This window comes from Methanosphaerula palustris E1-9c, assembly GCF_000021965.1.
GTDB classification, from domain to species: domain Archaea; phylum Halobacteriota; class Methanomicrobia; order Methanomicrobiales; family Methanospirillaceae; genus Methanosphaerula; species Methanosphaerula palustris.
Genome location: NC_011832.1, coordinates 2,089,651 through 2,115,221, shown reverse-complemented (window position 1 = coordinate 2,115,221; position 25,571 = coordinate 2,089,651). Strand labels below are relative to the sequence as shown.

Below are 25,571 nucleotides of genomic sequence, written 5' to 3'. Positions count from 1 at the left end.
TCTCTTCTGCAGATGCAGATCTGCAAAAGAAAGACTTGAAGAGGTATGATGTTCGACCGATACGATCTCTCTAAGAAGGCGGATCAGAAAGAGTACGACAAGACAGTCCCGGCACTGCAGGTGAGGTTCGGTGAACTGCAGCGGGAACTGAGAACGGCGGGGATCCCGTTGATCCTGGTCGTCGAGGGGTGGAATGCTTCGGGGATCTCGGATGCGGTCAGCGAGTTGATCCATGCCCTGGACCCACGTGGATTCACCTTTTATGCAACCGGGAGTCCGAATGACGAGGAGAAGGCGCATACCTTTCTCTGGCGGTTCTGGGTGAAGACCCCGGCGAAAGGGAGGATCGCGATCTTCGCCCGGAGTTGGTACAGCCGGCTGCTCGCCGAGCGGATGGGCGGGATCAGCTGGAAAGAGAATGAGAAGCAGTCCCTTCGGACAATTCGGGCCTTTGAGCAGCAACAGGCTGACGACGGGACGATTGTGCTGAAGTTCTTCCTGCACATCAGCAAGGAGGAGCAGAAGCGAAGGCTTGAGGAACGTGAAAGGGATCACCTGACCTCCTGGATGATCACCCGTGGGGACTGGGATTTTCACAACCAGTATGACCTGTATCTGCCTCTGATCGAGGATGTCATCAAGGATACCGATAGCAAGGACGCCCCCTGGACGATCGTTGAGGCGACGGATCCCCGGTTTGCAGCCATCAGGGTCTACACGGTCCTGATCAAGACACTCGAGGCGCGGCTCTCTACCGCGAAGAAGGAAGAGAAGCAGAGCGATCACAAGAAAGACGACCAGAAACGGTCCGGCTCGATCCTCTCTCCGGTCGACCATTCCCTCTCCCTCTCCAAGCCGGAGTATCTTGAGCAGTTGACGATCGTTCAGGGGCGGGTCCGCGAACGCCAGTATCAGATCTTCAAACGTGGGATACCGCTGATGATCGTGTACGAAGGCTGGGATGCCGCCGGTAAGGGGGGAAACATCCTCCGACTGACGCAGAATCTGAATCCCCGCGGGTATTCGGTGGTGCCGGTAGCGGTGCCGAACGATATTGAAAAGGCACACCATTACCTCTGGCGGTTTTACACCCACGCCCCGTCGGCCGGCTCGATCCGGATCTTTGACCGTTCCTGGTACGGCAGGGTGCTGGTCGAACGAGTCGAGGGGTTCTGCACTGACGAGGAGTGGGGGCGGGCGTATAACGAGATCAACCAGATGGAGGAGGCGTTCCTCGCCAGCGGCGGCGGGCTTGTCAAGTTCTGGCTCGAGATCGACAAGGACGAACAGCTTCGTCGTTTCGAGCAGCGCCAGAACGACCCTGCCAAGCAGTGGAAGATCACCCCCGATGACTGGCGTAACCGTGAAAAATGGGACCAGTATACGCTGGCCGTCGACGAGATGCTGGCTAAGACCAGCACTAAGCAGGCGCCCTGGACGATCATCGAGTCCGATGACAAGTACTATGCACGGATCAAAGCACTCAATACGGTCGTCTCCTATATCGACACCCTGCTCTGATCAGGGGAGGTCCCCCTCCCCGATGCATTCGTGCTGACGCTCCTCGCTCATCTCGATCAGGATTTCAAAGATCTGCCGGACGCTTCTGGGATCGATCTTCTCCTCGACGGCTCGGTTGAAGGCATGCTCGAGCACTTCCTGCCGCCGTCCCTCGTCCCTGATCGGAGCCTCCTTGGAGTACTTGACTCGTGCGATCCTGCCGGCGATCTGCTGCCTGGTTCCGATCAGGCGGATGATCTGATCGTCGACACTGGTGATCTCCTCGCGAAGAACAGTAATATCCATATCCTATATCGGTGTTGTGATGGACATAAAAATGTCTGGTTCACCGGCGAGGGAGAACAGGTCTGGGGATTCCAGACTGCCTCGTCTTCGCCATTTTTACGTCTATGATCTGTCGGAATGGTGCGTTCAACACTAAAGATTTAGGTGTAGAGCCCTCCTGTACTGATGAGATACCATGTTTGAACGGATTCCCCCCCGCGAGCGGCGCGACCTGCTGATCGCATGGCTTGCGATATCGGCTGCATTCACGCTGATCTTCGTCCGATCCAGAGTAGATCTATCGATTGCACTGATCTATTTTCTGATCTCTCTGCTGACGGTCGGCGTCGGCTTCGTGCTCCACGAGATGGCGCACAAGTTCGCGGCCATGCACTTCGGCTACTGGGCGGAGTTCCAGCGGGACGACCAGATGCTGCTGGTGGCCGTGGTCCTCGCGGCCCTGGCCGGCGTGGTCTTTGCGGCGCCCGGGGCCACGGTGGTCTACGGCACCTCGGTCAGTAAGCGAGAGAACGGGATCATCTCGGCCGCCGGTCCGGTGATGAGTCTGCTCCTCTGCATACCGTTCGCCCTGCTGGCGTTGTTTGGCGGGCAGTGGTTCCTGGTCGGTGTGATCGGTCTTTTCGGGCTGAAAGTGAACGCCATGCTCGCGGCCTTCAATATGCTCCCGGTCTCGGTGTTGGACGGAAGGAAGGTGCTGGCCTGGAACCCGGCGATCTTTGCGGTGCTGATCGCCGGGGCATTCGGGCTGCTGTACCTGACCTACCTGATCTGAATACGATCCCTTTTTTGTAACACTGAATGTTGCATAACCTCTCCCTGGTACCCCCTCTCTCCCCGTCTTCCTTCTTCGATCACCATCAGAGCAGATCGTACATACAAAAAATTTATCATGTGTAAAAATAATCAAACACATTGGATGTTTGAACCAAATTCCATTCCCGAACTGGCAAAACTTCTGGGTTTTTTGGGAAATGAACAGCGACTCAACATTCTCAAAGCGATCTCCCACGAAGAAAAGTTTGCGAGGGAGATATCCGAAGAGATCGGGGTCTCCCGGCCTCTTGTGAACATATATTTAAAACAGTTTGAAAAGGCCGGCCTTGTTGTTGGTACCAATCGCGTTGCACAGGAACCACCGTACCTCAAACGATATTACAGGGCAGTGCCCTTCGAACTGGTACTAAATCTGGATCTCATAGAGAAACTGGAAGGGGGAGGAAGATGAATTTCAAAACGATCCGGGATTTTCACTGGATAACGAAGATGGTGATTGCGTTAACGGCCTTGCTGCTCGGGTTGCTCATTGCCGGAGGAATCGCAAGTTCTTACTGGATGTCAAACCAGCAAGATCAGACTGCATTTAATGCCAGCCAGGGACTCCTTTCAATGGTGATGACCCTTGCGTCGATTCTCATGCAGGTATTCCTGTTAATTCTCATTTTTATGGCGATTCACATGGTGGTGACCAGAATTAAGATGTGGATCGAGACGTACCTGGACGCGATGCTTGCAAAACTGGACCTGCTGGTTGCGCAAAAACCTGAATCGGAAAAGGTAGGGGCGACACTTGCTGCTATGAATGAAAAGGTGGATGGGATGGAGAAAAAACTCGAACATATTGAACGTATTCTTGTGAATGTGGGGGAGTGAGATGCATGGATACACAACTGACCGGTATCATAAATCCGGGAGATACCCGGGATCTCAAGGAATGGATTGAGAAACAGTTTGGATCTCAATCAGATCGGAGAACAGAACTGGCTGATATTAAAACGGAGATCGCCTTACTCAGACAGACCGTTGAGATCATGCACAAAAAAATTGACAACATTGAACGCATCCTCGAACAGGTAACGGATTGACCTGGCACCGATCGGTTCATCCATGAACCAGATCGAAATGCAGCGCTGCGTTCCAGGATGAAATGAGGGAGATCAGTCTCCAGTCATTGCTGGGCGGTGCCGCCCAGGTCTGTTGCCTTTTTGTAGGCCGCATCCGCCTCGGTGGTTCTGCCGAGCCGTTCGAGTACATCGCCCCTGTTCATCCAGGACGGCGCAGAGGATGGATCGACCTCGGTCGCCCGGGTGAATGCAGCCAGCGCCTCGTCATCGCGTCCGAGTGCCCGGAGGGTCGCCCCTTTTCCGTTCAACGCTTCGATGTTGTTTGGATCGATCTGCAGTCCCTGGTCGTATGCGGTCAGGGCCTGCTGGTAGTTCCCCTGTTCGCCGAGGGTGTCGGCCTGGGCGAAGATGGTTGCCGCATCCCCACCGGCACCACTGGTAGTGTCTGAACTCTTCTGTGCAGTGCACCCGGCAAGCGCAACGCCCCCGATGAGCATCACGATCAGCAGTATCTCTATCCTGGCAGGCCTCATCTCTCTCCCTTATGATTGGTGGGTTCTGGTTCCTTCTCAATCTTCCTCCTCTGATCGCCTCTCTGTCCGGGTCTTTTTTCTCTGGTCACGTACCGCCACAACTCTCATATAGGGATGATGATGAGTTTGTAAGGCTGAGACGAGCGCAGACCCAGAGGCCTTGCGTCGAACGGAACTCACACCACAGTAAGTATTCATGGAGTTTGATACCAATGGCAAATGAGACAGGCAAGAAGGCTGTTCTGCATACCTCGATGGGCGATGTGACCATCCAGCTGGATGCGGATATGCCGGTGACCGCAGGAAATTTCGAGTCTCTCGTGCAGAAAGGCTACTATAACAACGTGACCTTTCACCGGGTGATCGACGGGTTCATGATCCAGGGCGGCGACCCGAAGGGTGACGGCACCGGCGGGCCCGGGTATGTGATCCCTGATGAGTTCACGGCCCACAATAAGAACGACCGTGGGACCATCTCGATGGCCAATGCCGGCCCCAACACCGGTGGCAGCCAGTTCTTCATCAACCTGGTGAACAACAACTTCCTGGACCAGAAGCACCCGGTCTTTGGAAAGGTCGTCAGCGGGATGGAGGTCATCGACGCGATCGCAAAGGTCCGGACCGACCGGAGCGACCGCCCGCAGACCCCGGTGACGATCGTCACGGCAGAGATCATCTGATCGCATCAATCCGAGGGGAAGCCTTCTTTTTTTTGGAATTATTTCGTTGCCGCAATCCTCATATAGGGATGGCGGTGAGCTTGTATGGATGAGACGAGCACATATTCTGCTCTGTGTCGGGCTGATCCTCGCAGCATCCCTCTTCATCGCCGGATGCACGAGTACCCCCCAGAGCCAGCAACAGACCTCTTCGGTCTCTGGTCAGGCGACCACCACCGTCGCCACTGCAGTCACCACTGCAGCCGCAGCGACCACCTCTGCAAAGAATACAACCAATGGAACGAGTTCTGCGGCCAACCTGACCGGGAAGAAGGCCATCCTGCACACCTCGATGGGTGATATCACGATCCAGCTGTACGGGGATATGCCGGTCACGACCGGGAACTTCGAAAAACTTGTCCAGAAAGGGTTCTACAACAACCTGACCTTCCACCGGGTGATCGCCGGGTTCATGATCCAGGGCGGCGACCCGAAGGGTGACGGCACCGGCGGTCCGGGGTATACGATCCCTGACGAGTTCACCGATCACAACAAGAACGATCGCGGGACCATCGCGATGGCCAACGCCGGTCCCAACACCGGTGGCAGCCAGTTCTTCATCAATCTGGTGAACAACAACTACCTGGATACGAAGCACCCTGCGTTCGGCACGGTTGTCAGTGGGATGGATGTCGTCGACGCGATTGCGAAGGTCAAGACCGACACGAACGATCGCCCGGTGCAGCCGGTGACGATCACCTCAGCTGAGATCGTCTGAACCGAATCGTCGGGTACAAGAACCTTTAATTCCCTTTTTTTAGTGATCCCATATCCGGGCGTATCCCTCTTCTGTCCTGGGTGAAAGGGAACAGGTGTTTGGTCTGAAGATCCTGGATTGGATCTCACGTGGTGATTCGTATCAAATAATTACGTTCGTATATACCTATTTCGCATCATTTTATGGTCGATGACGATTTTTCATTTCGGTAAATTTTTATCATGAACTATCGACGAATTGACGCTAGTATGTGGAGGTTCGAATGACAATCGTTCAAAAGAATCAGGTATCACGTCCGGCTCTCATGCTGGTTCTGCTGATCATCGGCCTGGTGCTGGTCTCGGGGTGCACCTCGTCACCATCAGATCAACAGAAGACAACCACTGCGGTCACGACCATGGCATCATCGCAGTCGACCTCGGCGGCCGGAACGACGGCCCAGGCGATCGGTTCCACCTCGGTTTCCGGCGCCAGTTCAGGCACGGGCAACCAGTCCGTGGATTCCACCAGGATGATAGCCCTGCTTCCCGCGGCCCCTGCCGGCTGGGTGATGACTGATAAGCCGACCGGATTTACCATGACAGAGACGGAAGGTCATCCCTGGACAATGGTAAAAGGGAGTTATACGAGCACTACGAACAAGAATACCACGGCCAGTATCACCTATCAGGACACTGCCAATCAGGATGTCGGGTTCAGGAGCAACTGGAAGAATTTCCATGCGGTGGAGAACTCGGACGGCTCCTTCAAGAGCACCCAGGTGAAGGGGAATCCTGCCTGGGAGGTCTTCACCAAGCCCGATTCCTATGGTGCATGGGTCTCGGTGAATGACCGGTTCATGATCTATGTCTCGGTCGATCACGGGACGAAGGCTGATTATGACTCCATCATCAATGCGATCGATTTCGCCGGCATTGCGGCTCTGAAATGATTAGCTCTCTCCCTTTTTTCAAACACCTGTCGTGAGTCTCAGAAACGTTCACCCGATGAAGATCTGTACCATTTTCTCTGTATCGGTGATTCCCGGTTCTCTCACCCGTTGTCCGGGGGAGGAAGAACACGGACTGACCTGAGAACTCTGTGATGAGGTATGATCCGCGTTTCTGATGATGATCTGGCGTATAAATCCAGATTGAACTACTTATGAAGTTCACGGTCTGTCTTCATCATTCTATAAACGAATTTCGCAAACCTTGAAGTCAGATGACGATTTTTTTCGGTATATTTTTAACTTGGTATGTCTATGGAGGGTCTATAACCATTGGAGGTTTGTATGAAGATCATTCACAAGGAACATGCATCCGTTCCTCTCCTGGTCCTGCTGATCCTCGGTCTGGTCCTGGTCTCCGGGTGTACCTCGTCGACGTCTGGACAGCAGAGTACGACGAACACGGTTGCGACCACGGCACCATTGCAGTCGACCTCGACAGCCGGGACAAGCGGATCATCGACGACCGGCACCGGCACGGTTGTCCAGGCTGTGGACTACGACAAGATGGTGGCCCTGATTCCGGCGGCACCTGCAGGCTGGGTAATCGATGAAAAGCCGAACGGATTGACGATGACGGACACGAACGGCCGCCCCTGGACGATGGCGACGGGGAGTTATAAGAGCGCTACGAACAAGGATACCACGGCCAGTATCACCTATCAGGACACTGCCAATCAAGATGTCGGATTCAAGAGCAGTTGGAGTGGGTTCCAGTCGATGGAGAGCACTGACGGGTATTTCAGAAGCACTCAGGTGAAGGGGAACCCGGCCTGGGAGGTCTATACGAAGCCGGATACCTATGGGGCATGGATCTCGGTGAACGACCGGTTCATGATCTATGTCTCGGTCGACCACGGGACGAAGGCGGACTATGATTCCATCGTCAATGCGATCGACTTCGCCAGCCTTGCGGCTTTGAAATGATCAGAACATTCTATTTTTTCTGATCCTGTTCCTTGGGTCGATGACCCTGTCGGCAGGCACCCTCTGGCTGGTGTTGAAGTTTTCGTCTGACTTCGTGATCCTGCTGATTTCCGTATGATCGGCTCTGTTGAAAAATCTTAAAAAAATGGAAAAAGTGTAGCCCGGTTGATGGATCGATGGGGAATATTTGAGGATGATCAGAAGGGTTTCAACAGGGCCATATGATCTCAATTTTTTAATATTTCAGGCTCTGTTTCTATGGGATCTGTACCCGAATTTTCAAAAAAAAGCGATTTGTACGCAAAAAATAGAAAAGTATAAACCGGTTATCGGCTGGTTAGTACTATGATGACTCTTATGAAAAGAATGACCTGGCTGCTGATCGTGCTGACTCTCATCTCCTGTCTGTTGCTGATCGCGCCGGTGTCGGCTGGTCCGGCCGCCACGACAAACCTGACAGGTACCGTTGTCGATCAATTCACTGGTCTTCCCATACCCGGTGTTGAGATCGATACTAAGGAAGGTACTGCCTATTCCCTGGCTGATGGGAGTTTCAGCCTCCCGAACACCATCGTTGGATTTGATGATGGTCAGTATTTTGTGAAACTGGATTTCCAGGATGAAAACTGTTATGATGAATACCGCACCACCGTCAACGTCACCGAGGCTGAAGTGTATCATTCTAAAGACCTGGGGACCATCAAACTCACCCCCGGGGTGGCGGGTTACGTATACAATTCAGTCACCCATCAGCCGGTGTCGGACGTCCAACTCACCCTAACCGATCCTTCGTCGGGAGATTTTCTCATCAGCTCGACGACATCGAAAAATACGGGATACTATATATTTCCCCTTAATCTGAACGAGCAGGGTCTCAATCACTTTAATGGAAGTACTATCTCCTATGGCTATATTCCCCCTAATTATACCCTGACTGCAGTCAAGAATGGATATCAGTCATACTCCAATTCAGAAATCAGGATAACTTATAAAGGTTCAGATGATGGAGTTCCTCATAACATCCAGCTCGTCCCGATATTCACCGCCGGCTTCTACGCCTTCGGGCATGTCGGCCAGGCCCCGTACTCGGTCAGGTTCCTGGACCAGACCGTTGGCTCGCCGACCGCCTGGAAATGGGACTTTGGTGACGGCACCACCTCCACCGAGCAGAACCCGACCCATATCTACAACCAGACCGGCGCCTACAACGTGGTCCTGACTGCTTCGAATGACGAGACGAGCGACACCTGCACCCAGTACCGGTGCGTCATCGTCAACACCGTGCCGACAGCGAATTTCACGGCCAACGTGACCTCCGGCCCGACGCCACTCACCGCGCAGTTCACTGACGAATCCTCTACTGCGAGCGGATACCAGTGGCAGTTCGGTGACGGTGCGACCTCGACCGATCAGAACCCGGTCCATACCTATACACAGCCGGGTTCCTACACGGTGACCCTGGTCATCTCCAGTGCAGACTACGGCAGTGTCTACACGCAGAAGACCGGGTACATCACGGTGAGCGACCCGCCGATGGTCGGGTTCACGGCAAATGTAACGGCCGGCCTTGCTCCGCTCGGCGTGCAGTTCAATGAATCGATCAACGGCTCGGTCCAGTATTATTACTGGCAGTTCGGCGACGGGGGAACCTCGTTCGATCAGAACCCCGTTCATCGCTATGATACGGCCGGCAGGTACACTGTCTCCCTCTACGCAATTGGTTCGAACGGAACCCAGGTGAAGACGGTCGATGACTACATCAACGTCACCGCCCCGGTGACGCCAACCCCGACGGTGACCGTGACTTCAACGGTAACACCTGCACCGACCGCAACCGGATACCCGCCAGTGGCCAACTTCACGGTCACCCCCCAGGGTGGAGCCGGCTCAATGGGCATCCTGGTGACCGACACCTCCGTGAACGCGACCTCGGTTCGGTACGACCTCGGTGATGGCACGACCACCGCCTATCGGAACTTCCAGTTCACCTACTGGCAGGCTGGCACGTATACGATCAAACAGACCGCGACCAATGCCGCTGGATCTTCAAATAAGACCATATCGGTGACAGTACCGACGGTGCCGGTCACAACCACCCCGACCTCGGAGGGTGGGGATCAGGGATGGTATACGATCCACTGTAATGTGGATGGAGCCACAGTCCTCTTCGATCAGACCACCAAGGGGACGATCGCACAGGGGATTCTGAAGATACAGGTCTATACCACCGGAACTCCCTACAGAACCTACACGGTCCAGAAAGATGGATACACCACCGTCTCCGGAACCATCACCGACCATCCTGGTAAAGACCAGAACGTGGATATAACCGTGAACCTGACCCCGACCGGTCAGGCATACAACGGCCCGCACAACCTCCCCGGCACCCTGCAGGCCGAGGACTACGACCTCGGCGGTGAGGGTGTCGCCTACCATGACACAACCCCTGGGAACGAGGGTGGGGTCTACCGGCATGACGACGTCGATATCGAACAGCTCGACACCGACGGGTCGCCGAACGTGGGCTGGATCCGTGCCGGCGAATGGCTTGCGTACACGGTGAACGTCAGCACTGCCGGCACGTATGATGCTGGGTTCAGGGTTGCCTCCTCCCATGCAGGTTCAACAGTCCAGGTGTATGTCGATGGAGGGACCACACCTGTGGCAACCGTGACTGTCCCGAATACCGGTGACTGGCCTGTCTTCCAGACGGTCTCGGCACAAGTGACGCTGCCGGCCGGCCAGCACCGGCTGAGACTTGTATTCCCGACCGACTATGTCAACATCAACTGGATCACCTTCGCCCTGAGGGGCTGAGTCGAACCCTTTTTTTTCCGACTCCCGGATTTGTCCTGATAGGCGATCTCAGCGCTGCCGATGATGCATCCAATGCTCGTGCAGCCGATGAGGGCAACAGCGGAACATCAACAGAACAACTGATTGAATATCTCTTTTCTCCAGATCGATCTCTATTCGTTCATGGAATGAGTATGATCGATGCTCTGAAGCATTCCCGACCATCAGGAGAGGCGCAGAAATGATCAGATCGGTAGGTGTGGTGTTCACCTCACCTCTGATTGATGATCGGCAGGTTATTTCCCAAATCCGCAGTCTAGGAACTGATCTGTCGCCGAAGTATCATCCAGACTTGATCGATTCAAACGATTGGACCGCTCAACGTCAGTCAAAAAAAGGATTAGAAGTTGAAGTGCTTGGCGACGATCTTGATGGCACAGTAGTCGCCGCACATCGTGCACCCGTCGGTATCGGCCGGCATCCGGCTGTCCCGAATCTCCTTCGCCCTCTTCGGGTTGATTGCAACTGCGTACTGCCGGTCCCAGTCGAGGGCTTTTCTCGCATGTCCCATCTCCAGATCATCGTCGCGCTTGTTCAGCTTGACCATGTCCCCGATGTGAGCTGCGATACGGGAGGAGATGACTCCCTCGAAGACCTCTTCAGGTGTCGGAAGGGCCAGATGCTCCGCCGGCGTCACATAGCAGATGAAGTCTGCACCGTACGACGAGGAGAGAGCTGCACCGACCATGGCGACCCGGTCATCGTAGCCTGGTGCGATGTCGGTGACCAGTGGGCCGAGCATGTAGAAGGGCTTGCGGTTCGTGACCCGCTTCTGCAGGATCACATTGGCCTGGATCTCATCGATCGGGACATGCCCGGGTCCCTCGACGATCGTCTGAACCCCTTCGTTGAAGGCTTTGTCTGCCAGTTCTGCGTTGATCAGCAATTCCTGGATGGCTGCACGGTCCGTAGAGTCATGGACGGCGCCGGCTCGCATGCCGTTCCCCATCGAGAGGGTCACTTCATGCTCCTTCATGATCTCGAGGAGGTAGTCGAACTCAGCGTAGAGTGGGTTCTCCTTCTCGTTGTGGAGCATCCATGCAGTCATGAACGCACCGCCGCGGGAGACGAGCCCGGCGTGCCTGCCCTGGTTCTGCAGCCGCTTCATCGTCTCGTAATTGATCCCCGTGTGGATCGCCATGAAGTTGGTGCCTGCCTTTGCCTGTTCGGCAGTGATCCGGAAGAGGTCGTCCGCCTCCATATCGACAACTGCGCCTTTCTTATGGGCAGCCTCGATGAAAGCCTGGTACAGGGGCACGGAACCGACCGAGAGGGAGGTGGCTGCGATGACCTGGCGCCTGATGTCGGCCAGGTCCCCGCCGGTGGAGAGTTCCATCAGCGTATCGGCACCTGCCAGTTCTGCCTGCCTGACCTTCTCGATCTCCACCGAAACGTCGCTGATATCGGAGGATGTTCCGATCGAGGCGTTCACCTTGGTGCGGAGCCCCTCGCCGATCCCGCAGATCTTAACCTTTCGGTAGGGGGAGACCGGAATAACGATATGCCCTCCAGCGACCCCTTTTCTGACGAACTCCTCGGTTACGCCCTCCTGTGCAGCGACCAGCTTCATCTCCTCGGTGACGAGGCCGCGCTGTGCATCCTTGATCAGACTCATACCAGATCATGTGAAGAACAAGCAGATAAAGGCTTCTTTTCCGATTTCTGGACTAAGTTCTGCTTGTTTTCATAACAAGTAAATTTGTTTACGTTAACGCAGGTCTACTTTATCTGACCGGGTCAATAGATTCAATAAAACTGCTTTCCTATAGGTGATGAACGGTGATGCACTGAAGGTCAACTTTGGTGGGTTCGTCCCACTCAGCACCGTCGACTGGCCCGGGCGGGCCGTCTGTACGGTCTTCTTTCGTGGCTGTCCGGTCAGGTGCCCCTACTGCCAGAACCGTGCGATCCTCGGAGGTACCGACCTCCGTGAGGTGAGCGAGGTCAGATCCATGATCAGTTCCTCCGGGTTTCTGATCAGCGGGGTGGTCTTCTCAGGCGGGGAAGCGACGGCGCAGGTAGAGCCGCTGGCTGCTCTGGCAGCGGCAGCGCATGATCTCGGGCTTGCCACCGGTGTGCAGACCAATGGTGTCTATCCGGCCGCTCTGGCCTATCTGATCGAGAACGAACTGGTCGACCGGGTGGCACTGGATATCAAGGCCCGGTGGGAGCGGTACCCGAACCTCTTCGGTGTCGACCTCGTCGCCGAAGTGCAGCAGTCGCTTGAACTCTGCAGATCCGCACACCTGGAGGGGAGGCTGGAAGAGTTCGAGGTGGTGATCACCCTCTTCCCTGGCTATGAGGGTGATGTACAGTACATCGCTTCAACCGTCGGTGGAGTGGACCTGGTGCTGCAGCAGGGGGTGCAGGGGAGACTTGCCCCGCTCACCGATCGTGAACTGCAGCGGGTGGCCGATCAGATCGGACGCAGGGTCAGAATCCGGACACGAACCGGGGGAGAATACTGGTATGAAGGTAATAGGGATCGTTGGTTTGCCGGCGAGCGGTAAAGGGGAGTTCTCGCGGATAGCAGAAGCGATGGGGATCCCGGTTGTGGTGATGGGGGACGTGATCCGTGCGGCGGTGAAGGAGGCAGGGATGCCGGAGACCGACCAGAGTTTTGGCTTGGTTGCGCAGCGGTTGCGCGACCTCCACGGGATGGGAGCGATTGCGGTCAGTTCGATCCCGTTCATCCGGGCGACCGGAGCGTCGGTGGTGCTGGTCGACGGGATCCGGGGTGATGCCGAGGTGGCGATCTTCCGCCAGGAGTTCCCGGACTTTCACCTGATCGGGATCAGGTCTGACTTCTCTGTCCGCCTTGCCCGGCTCAGCCAGCGCGGACGGACCGATGATGTGCTCTCTGCCGGGGAACTGCACCGGCGTGATGAACGCGAGATCCGGTGGGGTCTCGACCGTGCCCTTGCAGAGGCCGATCGGACGCTGATCAACGACAGCACCATCGCAGAGTACTCGGCTGAGGTGCACGCCCTGCTCGCAGCACTGAAGGGGGCGGTCTGATGCAGAAACTCTTCTTCGCCTCCTCGTCGAAGGTGATGGATACCCCTGAATGGGTCTACTCGCTGGAGGAGGCCGGGTACGACGGCTGGGAGATCATGGCCGACGGGCCGTACCGTCTCGATGACCCGAAGGCTTTCGCACAGGTGAAATCTGTGCTGGAGACGACCGGCCTCGCAGCCTCGGTCCATGCCCCCTATAACGACCTGAACCTGGCCTCGTTGAACTATCCGATCTGGAAGGAGTCGATTCGACAGATCTCGGCCTGCATCGCCCATGCAGCCGATCTGACCGATCGGGTCACGATCCACCCGGGGTATATCTCGACGATCGGAGCGCTTGACCCGCACCGGACCTGGGCCCTGCAGAAGGAGGCGCTGGTGGAGATCGGGAAGGTGGCGGTGGAGCATGGGGTGCTGGCCTGCCTGGAGAACATGATCGGGGTTGCAGAGTTCCTCTGCCGGTTTCCGCTGGAGATCATCGGCATGACTGAGGGGATCGAAGGGGTGGGGATCACCTGCGACCTCGGCCATGCCAACACGGCCGGGCAGGTGGGTCCGTTCCTCGAACACCTCGAGCTGTTCAACCATATGCACCTGCACGACAACCACGGCCTCTCCGACGAACACCTCGCCCTCGGGGACGGTTCGATCGACTGGGCTGCCATTGGTCCGCAGGTCAAACGCCGGTACAGCGGAATCGCCGTCGTCGAGGGACGGTCCCTGGAGGAGGCACGGCGGTCTGCCGCTGCATTCCGGCGGTGGTTTGTATGAGCGGGGAGACGATGCAGGTCTACTTCCTCGGGACGGCCGGGGCTCTGCCTTCCCCGCTGAAGAACCCGGCATGCCTGATGGTCAGACGGGGGGCCGATACCCTCCTCTTCGACTGCGGGGAGGGCGCTCAACAGCAGATGATGCGGGCCCGGACCGGGTTTACGGTTGACGCGATCTTCATCACCCACTGGCATGCAGATCATTTCCTTGGGGTCTTCGGTCTGGTCCAGACCCTCTCGTTCATGGGGAGGGCCGAGCCGTTGACGATATACGGCCCAGAGTGGGTGCATGAGTTCGCAGAGGACGTCCGGCACATGGGCAAGACCCAGATGCGGTTCGTACTGAAGTCGGAGGAGGTGCTGCCCGGCATGGTGGTCCCGTTCGACGGGTATACGGTCCGCGCCTTCAAGACCAGGCATGGGATCACCTCGGTCGGGTACGTGCTCGAGGAGGATCCTCGCCCGGGACGGTTCGATCGCGAGGAGGCGATCCGGCTCGGGGTCAAACCCGGCCCCCTCTTCGGCCGGCTGCAGCGTGGTGAAGAGGTGCTGGTGACGGTCGACGGTCAGGAACGGATCGTCCGGCCAGAACAGGTGGTCGGTGTGGAGCGCCCCGGCAGAAAGGTGATCTATACCGGGGATACCCGACCGGTGATCCCTGCGGTGAGCGAGATCGGGATGGACGCGGACCTGCTCGTCCATGATGCGACCTATAATGATACGGATCTGGCCAGGGCCAAAGAGGTCTTCCATGCCACCGCTGGTGAGGCAGCCGATGTGGCCAGGGCGATCCGGGCCCGGACCCTCGCCCTGATCCATATCTCATCCCGGTATACCGCCTCGACCGATCACCTCGCCGATGCCAAACAACGGTTCGATGGCGAGGTGATCGCCCCGGTCGACCTGACGATGATCGAGATCCCGTTCAGGGACGCCTGAATCCGATCATCTTTCCGGCACGATGATCCGGGAGCAGGCATTTCGGTCCTGATCCGATCAGGTCCTCTCTTTTTGTCTGGGCAAGCCCTTCCCTGACCATCGTCTCGTTCGCGGGGTCCCGGTACCGAAGGAAAGCCCGCTGGATCTGCTTTTCACGCCCCGTCGGGACATGCACCGGCTTCATCGTGAACGGATCCAGCCCGGTCGCATACATGCAGGTCGAGACCGACATCGGGGTTGGGGTGAAGTCCTGTACCTGTTCGGTGTAGAGGTGGTGATCCTCGATATATCGGGCCATCTCGATCATGTCTCCGACCGTGCACCCTGGATGGCCTGACATCAGGTAGGGGAGCAGGTACTGCCGGAGACCGGTCTCTCTGACCGTTTTATCGTAGGCACGCTGGAACGTCTCGAAGATTGCCCTCCCCGGTTTATGCATCCGGGCGGTGACGCTGTCGACGAAGTGCTCGGGTGCGATCTTCAGGTGGCCTGAGACATGGTGTCTGACCAGGTCCTGGAGATAGGTCGAATGGTCTGCGAGGACCAGGTCGTACCGGACTCCGGAACTGATGAAGACCTTCCTAACCCCCGGCACCGCCCGAAGAGCGCTGAGCATCTCGACCTGCTGCTGGTGGCTGACGGTGAGGGAGAGACAGTCCGGGGAACAGGCTCTGTCGGCACAGGGGCCGAGGGTCCACCACCGGGGACAGGAGAGTCCGTACATGTTGGCGCTCGGCCCGCCGACGTCCTGCACGATCCCCTTCCAGCCCTTCATCCGGGTCATCCTCGTCACCTCGTCGACGATCGAGCTGACCGACCTGCTCTGGATGATCCGGCCCTGGTGGTGGGTCAGGGCACAGAACGAGCAGGACCCGAAGCACCCCCGGTGACTGGTGACCGAGAACCTGACCGGTTCGAGGGCCGGAACCTTCGTGGTGTACGAGGGGTGGGCCTTCCTTGTGAAGGGGAGGGCATAGATTCGATCGAGTGCTTCGGTTGAGAGAGGCAGGGCCGGCGGGTTCTGGATGATCACCGTCTTTGAGTGCGGCTGGACGACGCGTCTGCCGGTGATCGGGTTCTGTTCGAGCGCATGGAGTCGAAACGCTTCGGCATACACTCGTTTATCCCCGGCGACCTCGGTGTACGACGGGATCACCACCGCATCCCCCGGGTCGGTGGCCCGCCAGGTCTTCGGCGCCATCTTCACAGTCGTCCCGGCGATATCCATGATCTCCCCGATCGATTCACCGGTGTTCAGCCGGTCTGCGATCGCGACGATCTGCTGCTCGCCCATCCCGTAGACGACCAGGTCTGCCGGGGCGTCGGCGAGGATCGACTGTCTGATTGAGTCGGACCAGTAGTCGTAGTGGGCGAACCGCCGCAGGCTCGCCTCGATCCCCCCGAGCAGCAGGGGCGTCTCCGGGAAGAGGGCGTGTACCTGCTGGGCGTAGACGATCGTCGCCCGGTCGGGCCGGTTGGGTCTCCCGCCCGGGGAGTACACATCCTCCGAGCGCCTCTTTTTGTTCGGGGTGTAATGGTTCACCATCGAGTCGACGCTCCCGGAGGAGACTGAGAAGAAGAGCCGCGGCCTCCCGAGGGCGGTCAGGTCGTCCGGACCGTGCCAGTCCGGCTGGGCGATCACCCCGACGGTGTACCCGGCCTCCCAGAGCACCCGCCCGATCAGGGCCGTCCCGAAGGAGGGATGGTCCACGTAGGCGTCCCCGCTGATCAGGATCACATCGAACTGTGAGATCCCCAGTTTTCTGGCCTCCCTCATTGACATCGGCAGAAACTCGGGTTGCGGTCTGCCGGCACCTCTGCACCGCTCGTCTCTCTTCATGACCTGGTCCATAGCAGGTACCTGTGGGCGGTCTGACTGCATAATCCCAAGGTATATTACCAACGTTGCAGTATGCTCATCAAACCCCCGGAATCATCGACGGGGGGAGGAACTGAGATGACCGTCAAACGGTATAAGTGCAAGGTCTGCGGGTATATCTACTCGCCGTTACGGGGCGAACCCGCGCATGGAATCCCGGAAGGCACCGCCTTTGAGGACCTTCCTGATGACTATGCCTGTCCGCTCTGCGGGCTGCAGGGGAAGGGAACGATCGGGACCTGGGGTTTTGAACCGTGGAACCCAACCAAATACATCTGCCCGATCTGTGGGTATATCTATGATGAGAAGCGCGGAGAGCCCCATCGCGGTATCCCGGCCGGGACCCGGTTCGAGGATCTCCCTGACGACTACATCTGTCCGGTCTGCCAGCTGGACGATAAGATCCGAAAGGATTATGGCAAGATCAGAAAAGAGGGGTTCAAGCCGCTCGATATCGATTGAAACAGGGAGGGCAGGGTCCCTCTCTCAACCTCTTTTACGGCTGCACAACCGGCTGCACCAGTGCCCCGTTTCGTTCGGTGCGGACATACTGTCTGACGGTGATGAACCCGTCCTTTGTCTCGGTATCGGTGCCGTACTGGTTGGAGACCTGCATGGTCACCGCGTAGGTGCCATCTGTTTTGTAGGTGTGCGACGGGTTCTGCACGGTATCGGTGGAACCGTCGCCGAAGGTCCAGATCCAGTGATCCGGATGTCCGATCGAGGTGTCGGTGAACTGGACATTCATCGGGGAGGTCCCGTCCGTCGACGATGCGATGAAGTTCGCGACCGGTCTCATCGCCTGGTCGGTGGTGATCGTGATCATCTTCCGCTGGATCGTACTGGTCGAGCCGGCGGCGGTGGTGGTGGTCAGTTTGACCGTGAAGATCCCTGCCCAGGAGTACATGTGTGACGGGTTCTGCTCTGAAGAGGTGGTGCCGTCCCCGAAGTCCCAGAGCCACTGGCTCGGGTTCCCGATCGAGGTGTCGGTGAACTGGATCTGCATCGGGGCGGCCCCGCTGGTTTTGTCGACGGTGAACGAGGTCGTCGGGAGCACCGGGGTCTGGACCTGGGCATAGATCAGGAGCGGGAGCTGGTCGACATTATTCGCTCCGATCGTCAGTGGCTGGTCGGAGAAGCCATCATGGTCATTGTCGACGGCCACATCAGAGAAGCCCTTTTTACCGGGGCTTGTCCAGAAGTTCCCGCCCTGGTATGGCCCGCCTGCAATGTTGGGGCCGGTCTCCTCCGAGATATTCCAGGCGTTCATTCCGGGGTTTCCGGCGAGAAGCGCATTTACCTGGTTTGAGAAGATATTGTCGGTGATCACGTTCATCTCAGAGTCTGCGATAACGATACCCTTGTCATTCTCCCTGACGGTGTTGTGGAAGATTGTATTCCTGTTGCTGGACTGGGCGAGACTCACCCCGGCGTAACCGTTCGTGGTGATCAGGTTCTCGACCAGAGAGTTATCTGATGAGCCCTCTGCCCGGAACCCGACAGCATTGCTGGTGAGGGTGTTCTGCCCGATCCTGTTTTTGCTGGAACCGGTCAGCAGGAGTCCCGAGTCTCCGTTCAGTGTGGCACTGTTCTCGGAGATGAACGTCGCTGCCGCATCGTTCAGCAATATTCCGTTGTTGGTGTTGTTGGTCACCTGGTTGGCGTGAATCACGCCGTTGTCGGAGTTCTGCAGCGAGATACCGTTGGTATTATGGTCTGCCAGGTTACTGGTCAACACCGAACCGGCTGAGTCGGTGATGGTAATCCCACTCCCTGCTGTACAGTTCGAGGCCGTCACGTTGGAGATGGTGGCGTTTCCTGAACTGTTGATGACAATCCCCCTGCCATTTTTGCTGAACGAACCGGCCTCGACCTGGTTGAACGAACTCTGATCGAGCAGACTCAGGCCGACCGTGTTGCTCTCTGCCGTGGTGTTCTGGAAGAGGTTGCTCTTTGAGTTCTGGATCTGTATCCCCTGCTGGTTATTACTGGCCGAACAGTTCACATAGGTGTTCCCTGATGACCCCGACGACCAGATGCCATACCCACTACTGTCTGCGGTGATATCGATGAGCTGTGAATTCACCACAGAGGAGAGCGAGAGGCCGTCATAGGTGTTGGCGGATACGTCGGTATGGTTCACGAGCATTCGTTCTCCGATGGAGAGCACGATCCCGTAGTCGTTCCCGACGGTGGTCACATTATCGGTCCTGCAGTCCCGGGTGTTCAGATAGTTCGCACCGATGAACCAGCTTCCCATGGAGAGGTTGGAGATGGTGATGTTCGAGAGCTGGACCGAGTCGTTGTAGACCGAGAGACCATTGGAGTTGAACTTCTTGGCGCCGGTGATGGTGTGACCCATGCCATCGACGATCACATCAGAGGACCTGATATCGATACCGACCTGAGCGTCCGATGCCGAAAAGTCCTGCATCACCAGGTATCGTCCTGGTCGTGTGATGACGGTCGGTCCGGTGATCGGGTAGTAGAGACCGAGAGGGGAGACATTCCGCAGGGGGTACAGGTCGACGTTCGTCGCGGTCAGGTGGTACGGCTGGTCGCAGATCCCGTCGTTGTTGTCGTCAGGGGTGAGATCTGAGAAGCCGGTCTGGTTGGGGCCGCCCCAGTAGTTGCCGCCATAGAGGGGGCCGCCGGCGATGTTGTTCCCTGGTGTCAGCGACATGTTCCAGACGTTTGCGCCCATCTTGTCTTCAAAGTCGGTGTTGTTGACGTTGCTGAAGTAGTTGTTGACGATCGTGTTGTCGTTGGCGGCGATCAGGCTCAGTCCTGACAGGTTATTGTTGATGATATGGTTGTTGAAGAGCAGGCTGTCGCTGGCAGAGGAGAGGAAGACCCCCCACTGGTTGCTCTCGGCGGTGCAGTTGTAGAGGGTGTTGGCTTTACTGTCCGCAAGGAAGAGGATACCGCCCTGAAGGTTGGATATGGCCGTCAGGTCCCGGAGCATCGTGGTGCTCGAGGTGGTGAGGACGACCCCGTAATGGTTGTCGGTCAGGGTGCAGTGATCGATCGTCCCCTGCTGGGTGTTCATGTATGAGATCCCGTACCCCCACTGGGTGGCGGTCAGGTTCTTCACGGTCACCCGTTCGAGCTGTTTGGATGCGTTGTACACCGAGACACCGTAGGTGTTGAAGGTACCAAGGCCGCTGATCGTATGGCCCATTCCGTCGAAGATCACATCAGAGCACCTGATGTCGATGCAGACCGGGACCTCGCTTCCGGTGATATCGTTCTGAAGGACATAGGTCCCTGGTTCCGTGATCACGGTCGAGTTGTTGACCGGGATCGCGGCGAACGGGTTTCTGCCGGTGGCGTGCAGTGGATTCTGATCCACATTGCCGGTACCGATGGTATAGGGCTGGTCACAGATACCGTTCACGTCCGCATCGACTGCAGTCTCCGAGTACCCGGTCCCGGTCGGCGCCGCCCAGTAGTTGCCGCCGAAGAGGACGCCACCGATGATATTGGTGCCGAGCGAGAGGTTGACCGACCAGTTGTTCGACAGGGTTGTGCTCTGGAACTCGACGTTCTGGGTGTTGTTGAGGAAGTTGTTGACGATCGTGTTGTTGCCGGCGCTGTACAGGCCGATCCCGTTCTGTTTGTTGGCGGTGGCGTAGTTGGAGAGGACGGTGTTCTTCTTTGCAGATGAGAGGTAGAACCCCCAGGTGTCGGCGTCTGCGACGTTTTTGAAGATCATGTTTTCGTCACTGCCGGCGAGGAGCAGGATCCCTCCCTGGGTGTTCCTCTGGGCGGTGTTGCTGTCGATCAGGTCTCCGGTTGAGGACTGGAGGATGATGCCGTACTGGTCCCGGGTGGTCGTGACCGTGTTGATCCGCCCGTCGTGGGTGTCCCAGAACGAGACCCCGTAGAACCAGTCGGCGGTCGCCAGGTTGGTGATGACCACCCGTTCCAACCGGGTCGACGGCTGGTACACCGAGACACCGTAGGTGTTGAAGACATTCCTGCCGCTGATCGTGTGGCCGTTTCCGTTGAAGGTCACATCCGAGCACCGGATATCGATACAGACCACCTCGTCGGTGTGCTGGATGTCGTTCATCAGCAGGTAGTAGCCGGGCTTGGTGATGACGATCGGTCCGGTCACCGGGATCGCGTCAGCCGGCGGCGGCGGTACTGCAGTGATCGTCGGGACGATCGTCTCCGGCAACAGCGGGGTGACGGTTGGCGTGACGTTTCCACTGGGAGTGGCTGGGGGGAATGTACTGATCAGATTACCTGCACTGTCATACAGAGAGGCTGTGTCGCCATCATTGTTCCAGACCTCTTCATTGAGACCCCAATAGAGATCAGTGGATGAATTTGTTCCATTGAATGTATGCACGGTGACCGTTGCACCGGGTGCAAGGGTGAAGATCCCAAAGGTGAAGGTGTGGAGTTTCAGGTTCTGTTTTGTAGTATCCTGGATCTTCCAGTTCTCAAGCGAGACTGGAATCGACCCTTTGTTGGTGATATTGACCCATTCGCCAACGAGGTTGAGGTCGCTGATGACAATCGTACTGTTCAGGGGTGTGGTGGTAGTAGTAGTGGTGATGATGGTGGGGCCAGTCGTGGGTGTGGTGGTTATAGTTGTCCCGGGAACCCCGGTCGGTACTGTTGAGAGTGTGGTGACTGTCGTCTCGGAGGTATGGGTCGGCACCGGCACTGTGGAGGTCGGTGTGATCGTGGTGGTCCCCGTCGTCACTGTCGTCACCGGGGTCGGGGTGGGCTGACCGCTTCCGACATTCTTTGTCAGCGGGAACTGGTCTTCGTTCTGGGAATCTATCTTGTAGGAGGCGCTGCAGATCCCGTTTCCGTTGGTGTCTGAGTTCAGGTCTGAGAAACCTTTACCGTCCGGGTCCCCCCAGAAGTTGCCGCCCAGGTTCGGCCCACCGATGATGTTGATACCTGCTGTGATCGGGGTGTTCCAGGTGTTGGTCTTCGGTTCCGGGTCATAGTTCACGATGTTGATGGTGTTGTTGAAGTAATTGTTGACGAACTGGTTGGACTGCGATGCGGCGATGCCGAGACCGACTCCCGTGCTGCCGGTGATATGACAGCCGGTGATCCTGCTCGCCTGGACGATATACAGGCTGACCCCGTACTTGTACGCCGTGACGGTCAGGTCGGTAACGGTCACATTGGAGAGCGTCTGATTGTCGTTCATGACGATCAGACCCCAGGTATCTCCTCCGACCCCATTACTCATCGTATGGCCGTTTCCATGCAGGATCACATCGCTGGAGGTGATCGTGATCGCAGCATTGCCGGAGACGGACGTGGCGATATCCTGCGTCAGTCCGTAGACCCCCGGGGACGAGATCACCATCGGCCCGGTGACCGGGATCTCGTTCCCTGTCACTGTAGCGGTCGGTGTCAGCGTCACTGTCGTCATGGTTGCGGTGGTGGCCGTCACCGTTGGTGTGATTGTGGGGGAGATGGTGGAAGTGGTTGTACCGGTGGTTGTCGATGTCGGGGCTGTCGAGGAGGCGAGGGGGTACTGGTCGATGTTGTTGGAGGCAAGTGTCAGGGCCTGATCTGCGATCCCGTCACTGTTGGCGTCCGCCGTCTTCTGTGAGAACCCGTTCCCATCAGGGCTCCCCCAGAAGTTTCCCCCCCGGTTCTGTCCGCCGATGATGTTACTCCCGGCAGTGATCGCAGTGCTCCAGGTGTTGCTCAGCACCGACCCCTTGAAATCGACATTCTTTATATTGTTGAAGTTGTTGTTGGTGATCGTGTTTCCACTGGTCGAGTAGAGATATACCCCGGTCGCGCTGTTCCCGGTCACCGTATTATCGCTGACGCTGTTGGCGCTCGAAGAGGTAATCGCCAGCCCGTAGGTGTTGCCGGTGATGGTGTTGCTGGTGATGGTATTCCCGTTCGCATCCTGGTTGCAGCCGATCCCGAAGGCGTTTCCATCGACCGTGCACCCCTCGATCTTTCCGTTCTGGGCGCCGACAAAATAGATCCCGTACTGGTGGTTGCTGACCTTCAGGTTCCTGACGACCACGTTCGAGAGGAGTCCTCCGGCACTGTAGACATAGACCCCGGCAGTACCTGCATCAGAGCCTGCTCCCTCGATGGAATGACCGTTCCCCTCCAGCACCACGTCAGAGGAGGTGATGGAGATCGAGGCGTCTCCTGAGGTCAGGTCGGTGGTCAACTGGTAAGTGCCCGGCGATGAGATGGTCATCGGACCGGTCACATCCACACCCGATACCGGGGTGACGATGATGCTGACCAGCACAAGTAGGAAGAAAAGCACGGCTCCTTTCGTCATACGATGCTCGCCTATGCAGTCCGTCTGTCGCAGGTCTGCAGCATGATCAGGAAACACTGTGCCCAAAGCCCCGGCATGATGACCGGGCACTCTGAACTGCCCGGCTCTTCATTTATTATTTGAGCAGTTCGTGTATATGATGTTTATTCTTTTGTATTTCTCCTGGAAAATCAGTAAAACCAAAAATAAAGGGATATCTCCAGGGATCTGCACCTTGAGCCGGTGCTGTCCTGCCCGGCTTACCTGCACCGCTGCCAGATGACCCGGCCCATGACCCTGAACGTGAAGTCCAGCTCCTCGAACGAAGGGATCTGGTGTTCGCGCAGGATATCCCTGCCGCGTATCATCGAATCGCCACCGAGCAGAGTCCCAATGATGATCTTGTCGGTCTTGCCTGAGAACTTTACCATCTCGTTGGCCAACTGATCGGATGAGAGCACCAGGTTCGGGAACCCGACCACAAAGGCGATGTCCCAGATATGCTGGTACTTGACGAGCATGTCGAAGACCCGTCCGAACCGCTTGTCGGTGGCATCTCCGAGGAGATCGATTGGGTTGCCCTTGTTCCAGAACTCTGGGAGAAATTCGTTCATTTCGTCGACCATCTCGGTCGGCAGGTCAATCAGGTCGATGCCGTAACGCTCAGCATAGTCTGAGGAGAGAACGGCGAACCCTCCTGCATTGGTGATCACGACCGCACGCTTGCCCTGGGGATAGCCCTTGGGTGAGGCGAGCATCTCAGCTACCTGAAAGGCTCCGGTCAGGGTGTGAACCGGGATCACACCGGCCTGCCTGAATGCCTCCATGTAGACCTCGTAGGAACCTGAGAGCGAGCCGGTGTGAGAGGAGGCTGCCTTCTGCCCCCGCTGCGAGGATCCGGACTTTATCGCGACCACCGGTTTGTACTTGGTAACCTCGCTGACCACCTTCATGAAGGCCTTGCCATCGGTGATCTCCTCGATGTACAGGATTACAGCCTTGGTCTTGGGGTCGTGCTGGACGAACTTCAGATAGTCGAGGAAGTTCAGGTCTGCCTGGTTCCCGACTGATATGACGGCAGAGAAGCCGATATCATGGGAGAGTGACCAGTCCACGACCGTGTTGATGATGGCACCGCTCTGAGAGATGAACGCGACCGTCCCCGGGTTCGGGGACTCGTGCACGTAGGTGGTGTCGAGACCGCGGGGCGGGACGATCAGGCCGAGACAGTTCGGGCCGATGATCCGGATCCCATATCGTCTGGCGATCTCAACGACCCGGTCCTCGAGGGCCTTGCCCATGTCGCCCATCTCCTTGAAACCGGCGGTGATGATCACGGCCATCGGGACGCCCTTCTGTCCGCACTCCTCGATCACCTGCGGCACATGGTTGGCCGGCACCGTGATCACGGCCATGTCGACAGGGTTTGGGATGGCTGTGATGGTCGGGTAAGCCTTCAATCCCTGGATCTCACTCCGCTTGTTGTTGACTGGATAGAGCTGTCCTGGGAAGTGGAGCAGGTTGTGCATCACCGCGTACCCCATCTTGGAGGTGTCCTGCGATGCTCCGATCACGGCCACTGATCGCGGGGCAAAGTATTCGAGCGGGACCTGTATCCGTTCCTCGATCTTCTCTTCAACCACTGTGTCATCGGTGATGATCCTGGCGTCGACTGCACATCCTCCTGTCTCGTAGAGTCTGAACGGGTTGATATCGAACTCTACAACATTCAGGTTCTCGCCAAAGAACCGTGCGACGTCTGTGATCACTTTCACGAGGGCCTGTTCGTCACGGGGGTGTGATCCGCGGTAGCCGCTGATCAGTGGGTAGGCCTCGATCTCACGGATCATGCACCTGATCTCATCCTCGCTGATCGGGAGGATCCTGAGGGTCACGTCTTTCATCAGTTCGACAAGTGTTCCGCCCATCCCGAAGGTCAGCACCTTGCCGAACGCTGCATCTGTCTTGCCACCGATGATCAATTCCAGTCCCGGGGCTGCCTGCTCTTCGACGATGATGCCGGTGACCGTCGCGTCGGGGTTGTAGGCCTTTGCCCCGGCATGGATCTGAGCAAAAGCTGCTTCTGCCTGCTCTTTGGATCCGATCCCGGTGATGACGCCGCCGGCATCGCTCTTATGGATGATCTCTGGGGAGATCACCTTCATCACAACAGGGAATCCGATCTCTGTTGCTGCCTTGCCTGCATCCTTTGCACTGGTGACGATCTGAAAACCGGGGACCGGCACATCGTACTGTCTGAGGAGGGCGTATCCCTCGGCCTCGCTTAACATGGTTCTCGACATGATA

General features: G+C 57.2%; 21 protein-coding genes. 15 read left to right on the top strand and 6 right to left on the bottom strand.

Annotated elements, in window-relative coordinates; all coding sequences use genetic code 11:
* Positions 1 to 45: 45 nt before the first annotated feature.
* Complete coding sequence (pap, locus tag MPAL_RS09925; protein WP_236610370.1) at positions 46 to 1,521, top strand: polyphosphate:AMP phosphotransferase; 1,476 nt, start codon at positions 46 to 48, stop codon at positions 1,519 to 1,521.
* On the opposite strand, the gene MPAL_RS09920 is transcribed toward pap, so the two are convergent.
* On the bottom strand, positions 1,522 to 1,806 hold the full coding sequence (locus MPAL_RS09920; protein ID WP_012618610.1) for a chorismate mutase: 285 nt from the start codon (positions 1,804 to 1,806) through the stop codon (positions 1,522 to 1,524).
* Between the two features lie 175 nt (positions 1,807 to 1,981).
* On the opposite strand from MPAL_RS09920, the gene MPAL_RS09915 reads away from it, so the two are divergent.
* The 4 genes from MPAL_RS09915 (at position 1,982) to MPAL_RS09900 (ending at position 3,668) form a co-directional block, all read left to right on the top strand.
* Positions 1,982 to 2,578, top strand: a complete 597-nt coding sequence (locus MPAL_RS09915) for a zinc metalloprotease (RefSeq protein WP_012618609.1) — start codon at positions 1,982 to 1,984, stop codon at positions 2,576 to 2,578.
* A gap of 144 nt (positions 2,579 to 2,722) precedes the next feature.
* Complete coding sequence (locus MPAL_RS09910) at positions 2,723 to 3,031, top strand: ArsR/SmtB family transcription factor (protein WP_012618608.1); 309 nt, start codon at positions 2,723 to 2,725, stop codon at positions 3,029 to 3,031.
* Positions 3,028 to 3,456 carry a hypothetical protein gene (locus MPAL_RS09905; RefSeq protein ID WP_012618607.1) on the top strand — a complete coding sequence of 143 codons (429 nt, stop codon included), beginning with the start codon at positions 3,028 to 3,030 and terminating at the stop codon, positions 3,454 to 3,456. The genes MPAL_RS09910 and MPAL_RS09905 overlap by 4 nt, the downstream gene beginning before the upstream one ends.
* A 5-nt stretch (positions 3,457 to 3,461) precedes the next feature.
* A complete protein-coding gene (locus MPAL_RS09900; protein ID WP_012618606.1) occupies positions 3,462 to 3,668 on the top strand; it encodes a hypothetical protein in 207 nt (68 codons plus the stop codon).
* A gap of 83 nt (positions 3,669 to 3,751) precedes the next feature.
* Here the strand turns inward: MPAL_RS09900 and MPAL_RS09895 are convergent, their stop codons facing one another.
* Positions 3,752 to 4,180, bottom strand: coding sequence for a tetratricopeptide repeat protein (locus MPAL_RS09895; protein ID WP_012618605.1), 429 nt, complete (start codon positions 4,178 to 4,180; stop codon positions 3,752 to 3,754).
* A 212-nt stretch (positions 4,181 to 4,392) separates the two neighbouring features.
* Here MPAL_RS09895 and MPAL_RS09890 point away from each other — a divergent pair, with 212 nt between their 5' ends.
* The 5 genes from MPAL_RS09890 to MPAL_RS17345 all read left to right on the top strand — a co-directional run bounded on the left by MPAL_RS09890 (position 4,393) and on the right by MPAL_RS17345 (position 10,349).
* A complete protein-coding gene (locus tag MPAL_RS09890; RefSeq protein WP_012618604.1) occupies positions 4,393 to 4,860 on the top strand; it encodes a peptidylprolyl isomerase in 468 nt (155 codons plus the stop codon).
* Positions 4,861 to 4,948: 88 nt separating this feature from the next.
* Positions 4,949 to 5,617 (top strand): peptidylprolyl isomerase, encoded by a 669-nt coding sequence (locus MPAL_RS09885; protein ID WP_012618603.1) that lies wholly within the window; start codon positions 4,949 to 4,951, stop codon positions 5,615 to 5,617.
* Positions 5,618 to 5,879: 262 nt separating this feature from the next.
* Positions 5,880 to 6,548 (top strand): hypothetical protein, encoded by a 669-nt coding sequence (locus MPAL_RS09880; RefSeq protein ID WP_012618602.1) that lies wholly within the window; start codon positions 5,880 to 5,882, stop codon positions 6,546 to 6,548.
* A 342-nt stretch (positions 6,549 to 6,890) separates the two neighbouring features.
* The gene (locus tag MPAL_RS09875) at positions 6,891 to 7,532 is read left to right on the top strand and encodes a hypothetical protein (RefSeq protein ID WP_012618601.1); all 642 of its coding nucleotides are present in this window, start codon (positions 6,891 to 6,893) and stop codon (positions 7,530 to 7,532) included.
* A gap of 357 nt (positions 7,533 to 7,889) precedes the next feature.
* Positions 7,890 to 10,349 carry a PKD domain-containing protein gene (locus MPAL_RS17345; protein ID WP_330217427.1) on the top strand — a complete coding sequence of 820 codons (2,460 nt, stop codon included), beginning with the start codon at positions 7,890 to 7,892 and terminating at the stop codon, positions 10,347 to 10,349.
* A 379-nt stretch (positions 10,350 to 10,728) separates the two neighbouring features.
* Here MPAL_RS17345 and thiC read toward each other — a convergent pair whose 3' ends face one another.
* Complete coding sequence (gene thiC / locus MPAL_RS09860) at positions 10,729 to 12,003, bottom strand: phosphomethylpyrimidine synthase ThiC (RefSeq protein ID WP_012618599.1); 1,275 nt, start codon at positions 12,001 to 12,003, stop codon at positions 10,729 to 10,731.
* A 157-nt stretch (positions 12,004 to 12,160) separates the two neighbouring features.
* Between thiC and MPAL_RS09855 the strand changes: the two genes are divergently transcribed.
* The 4 genes from MPAL_RS09855 to rnz are packed head-to-tail and all read left to right on the top strand — an operon-like array spanning position 12,161 to position 15,114.
* Complete coding sequence (locus MPAL_RS09855) at positions 12,161 to 12,898, top strand: anaerobic ribonucleoside-triphosphate reductase activating protein (protein WP_012618598.1); 738 nt, start codon at positions 12,161 to 12,163, stop codon at positions 12,896 to 12,898.
* Positions 12,858 to 13,406 (top strand): dephospho-CoA kinase, encoded by a 549-nt coding sequence (locus tag MPAL_RS09850; RefSeq protein WP_012618597.1) that lies wholly within the window; start codon positions 12,858 to 12,860, stop codon positions 13,404 to 13,406. Before MPAL_RS09855 ends, MPAL_RS09850 begins: the two co-directional genes overlap by 41 nt.
* Entirely contained in the window at positions 13,406 to 14,176 is a 771-nt protein-coding gene (locus MPAL_RS09845; RefSeq protein ID WP_012618596.1) for a sugar phosphate isomerase/epimerase family protein, read from the top strand. Before MPAL_RS09850 ends, MPAL_RS09845 begins: the two co-directional genes overlap by 1 nt.
* Positions 14,173 to 15,114 (top strand): ribonuclease Z, encoded by a 942-nt coding sequence (gene rnz / locus MPAL_RS09840; RefSeq protein WP_012618595.1) that lies wholly within the window; start codon positions 14,173 to 14,175, stop codon positions 15,112 to 15,114. Before MPAL_RS09845 ends, rnz begins: the two co-directional genes overlap by 4 nt.
* On the opposite strand, the gene MPAL_RS09835 is transcribed toward rnz, so the two are convergent.
* Positions 15,101 to 16,966, bottom strand: coding sequence for a YgiQ family radical SAM protein (locus MPAL_RS09835; RefSeq protein WP_012618594.1), 1,866 nt, complete (start codon positions 16,964 to 16,966; stop codon positions 15,101 to 15,103). The two genes, rnz and MPAL_RS09835, sit on opposite strands and share 14 nt — an antisense overlap.
* Positions 16,967 to 17,071: 105 nt before the next feature.
* On the opposite strand from MPAL_RS09835, the gene MPAL_RS17340 reads away from it, so the two are divergent.
* Positions 17,072 to 17,455, top strand: coding sequence for a rubredoxin (locus tag MPAL_RS17340; RefSeq protein WP_012618593.1), 384 nt, complete (start codon positions 17,072 to 17,074; stop codon positions 17,453 to 17,455).
* A 34-nt stretch (positions 17,456 to 17,489) separates the two neighbouring features.
* Here the strand turns inward: MPAL_RS17340 and MPAL_RS09825 are convergent, their stop codons facing one another.
* Both MPAL_RS09825 and MPAL_RS09820 read right to left on the bottom strand, forming a co-directional pair.
* Positions 17,490 to 23,285 carry a NosD domain-containing protein gene (locus tag MPAL_RS09825; protein ID WP_012618592.1) on the bottom strand — a complete coding sequence of 1,932 codons (5,796 nt, stop codon included), beginning with the start codon at positions 23,283 to 23,285 and terminating at the stop codon, positions 17,490 to 17,492.
* Positions 23,286 to 23,524: 239 nt separating this feature from the next.
* A complete protein-coding gene (locus MPAL_RS09820; protein WP_012618591.1) occupies positions 23,525 to 25,567 on the bottom strand; it encodes an acetate--CoA ligase family protein in 2,043 nt (680 codons plus the stop codon).
* Between the last annotated feature and the right edge of the window lie 4 nt (positions 25,568 to 25,571).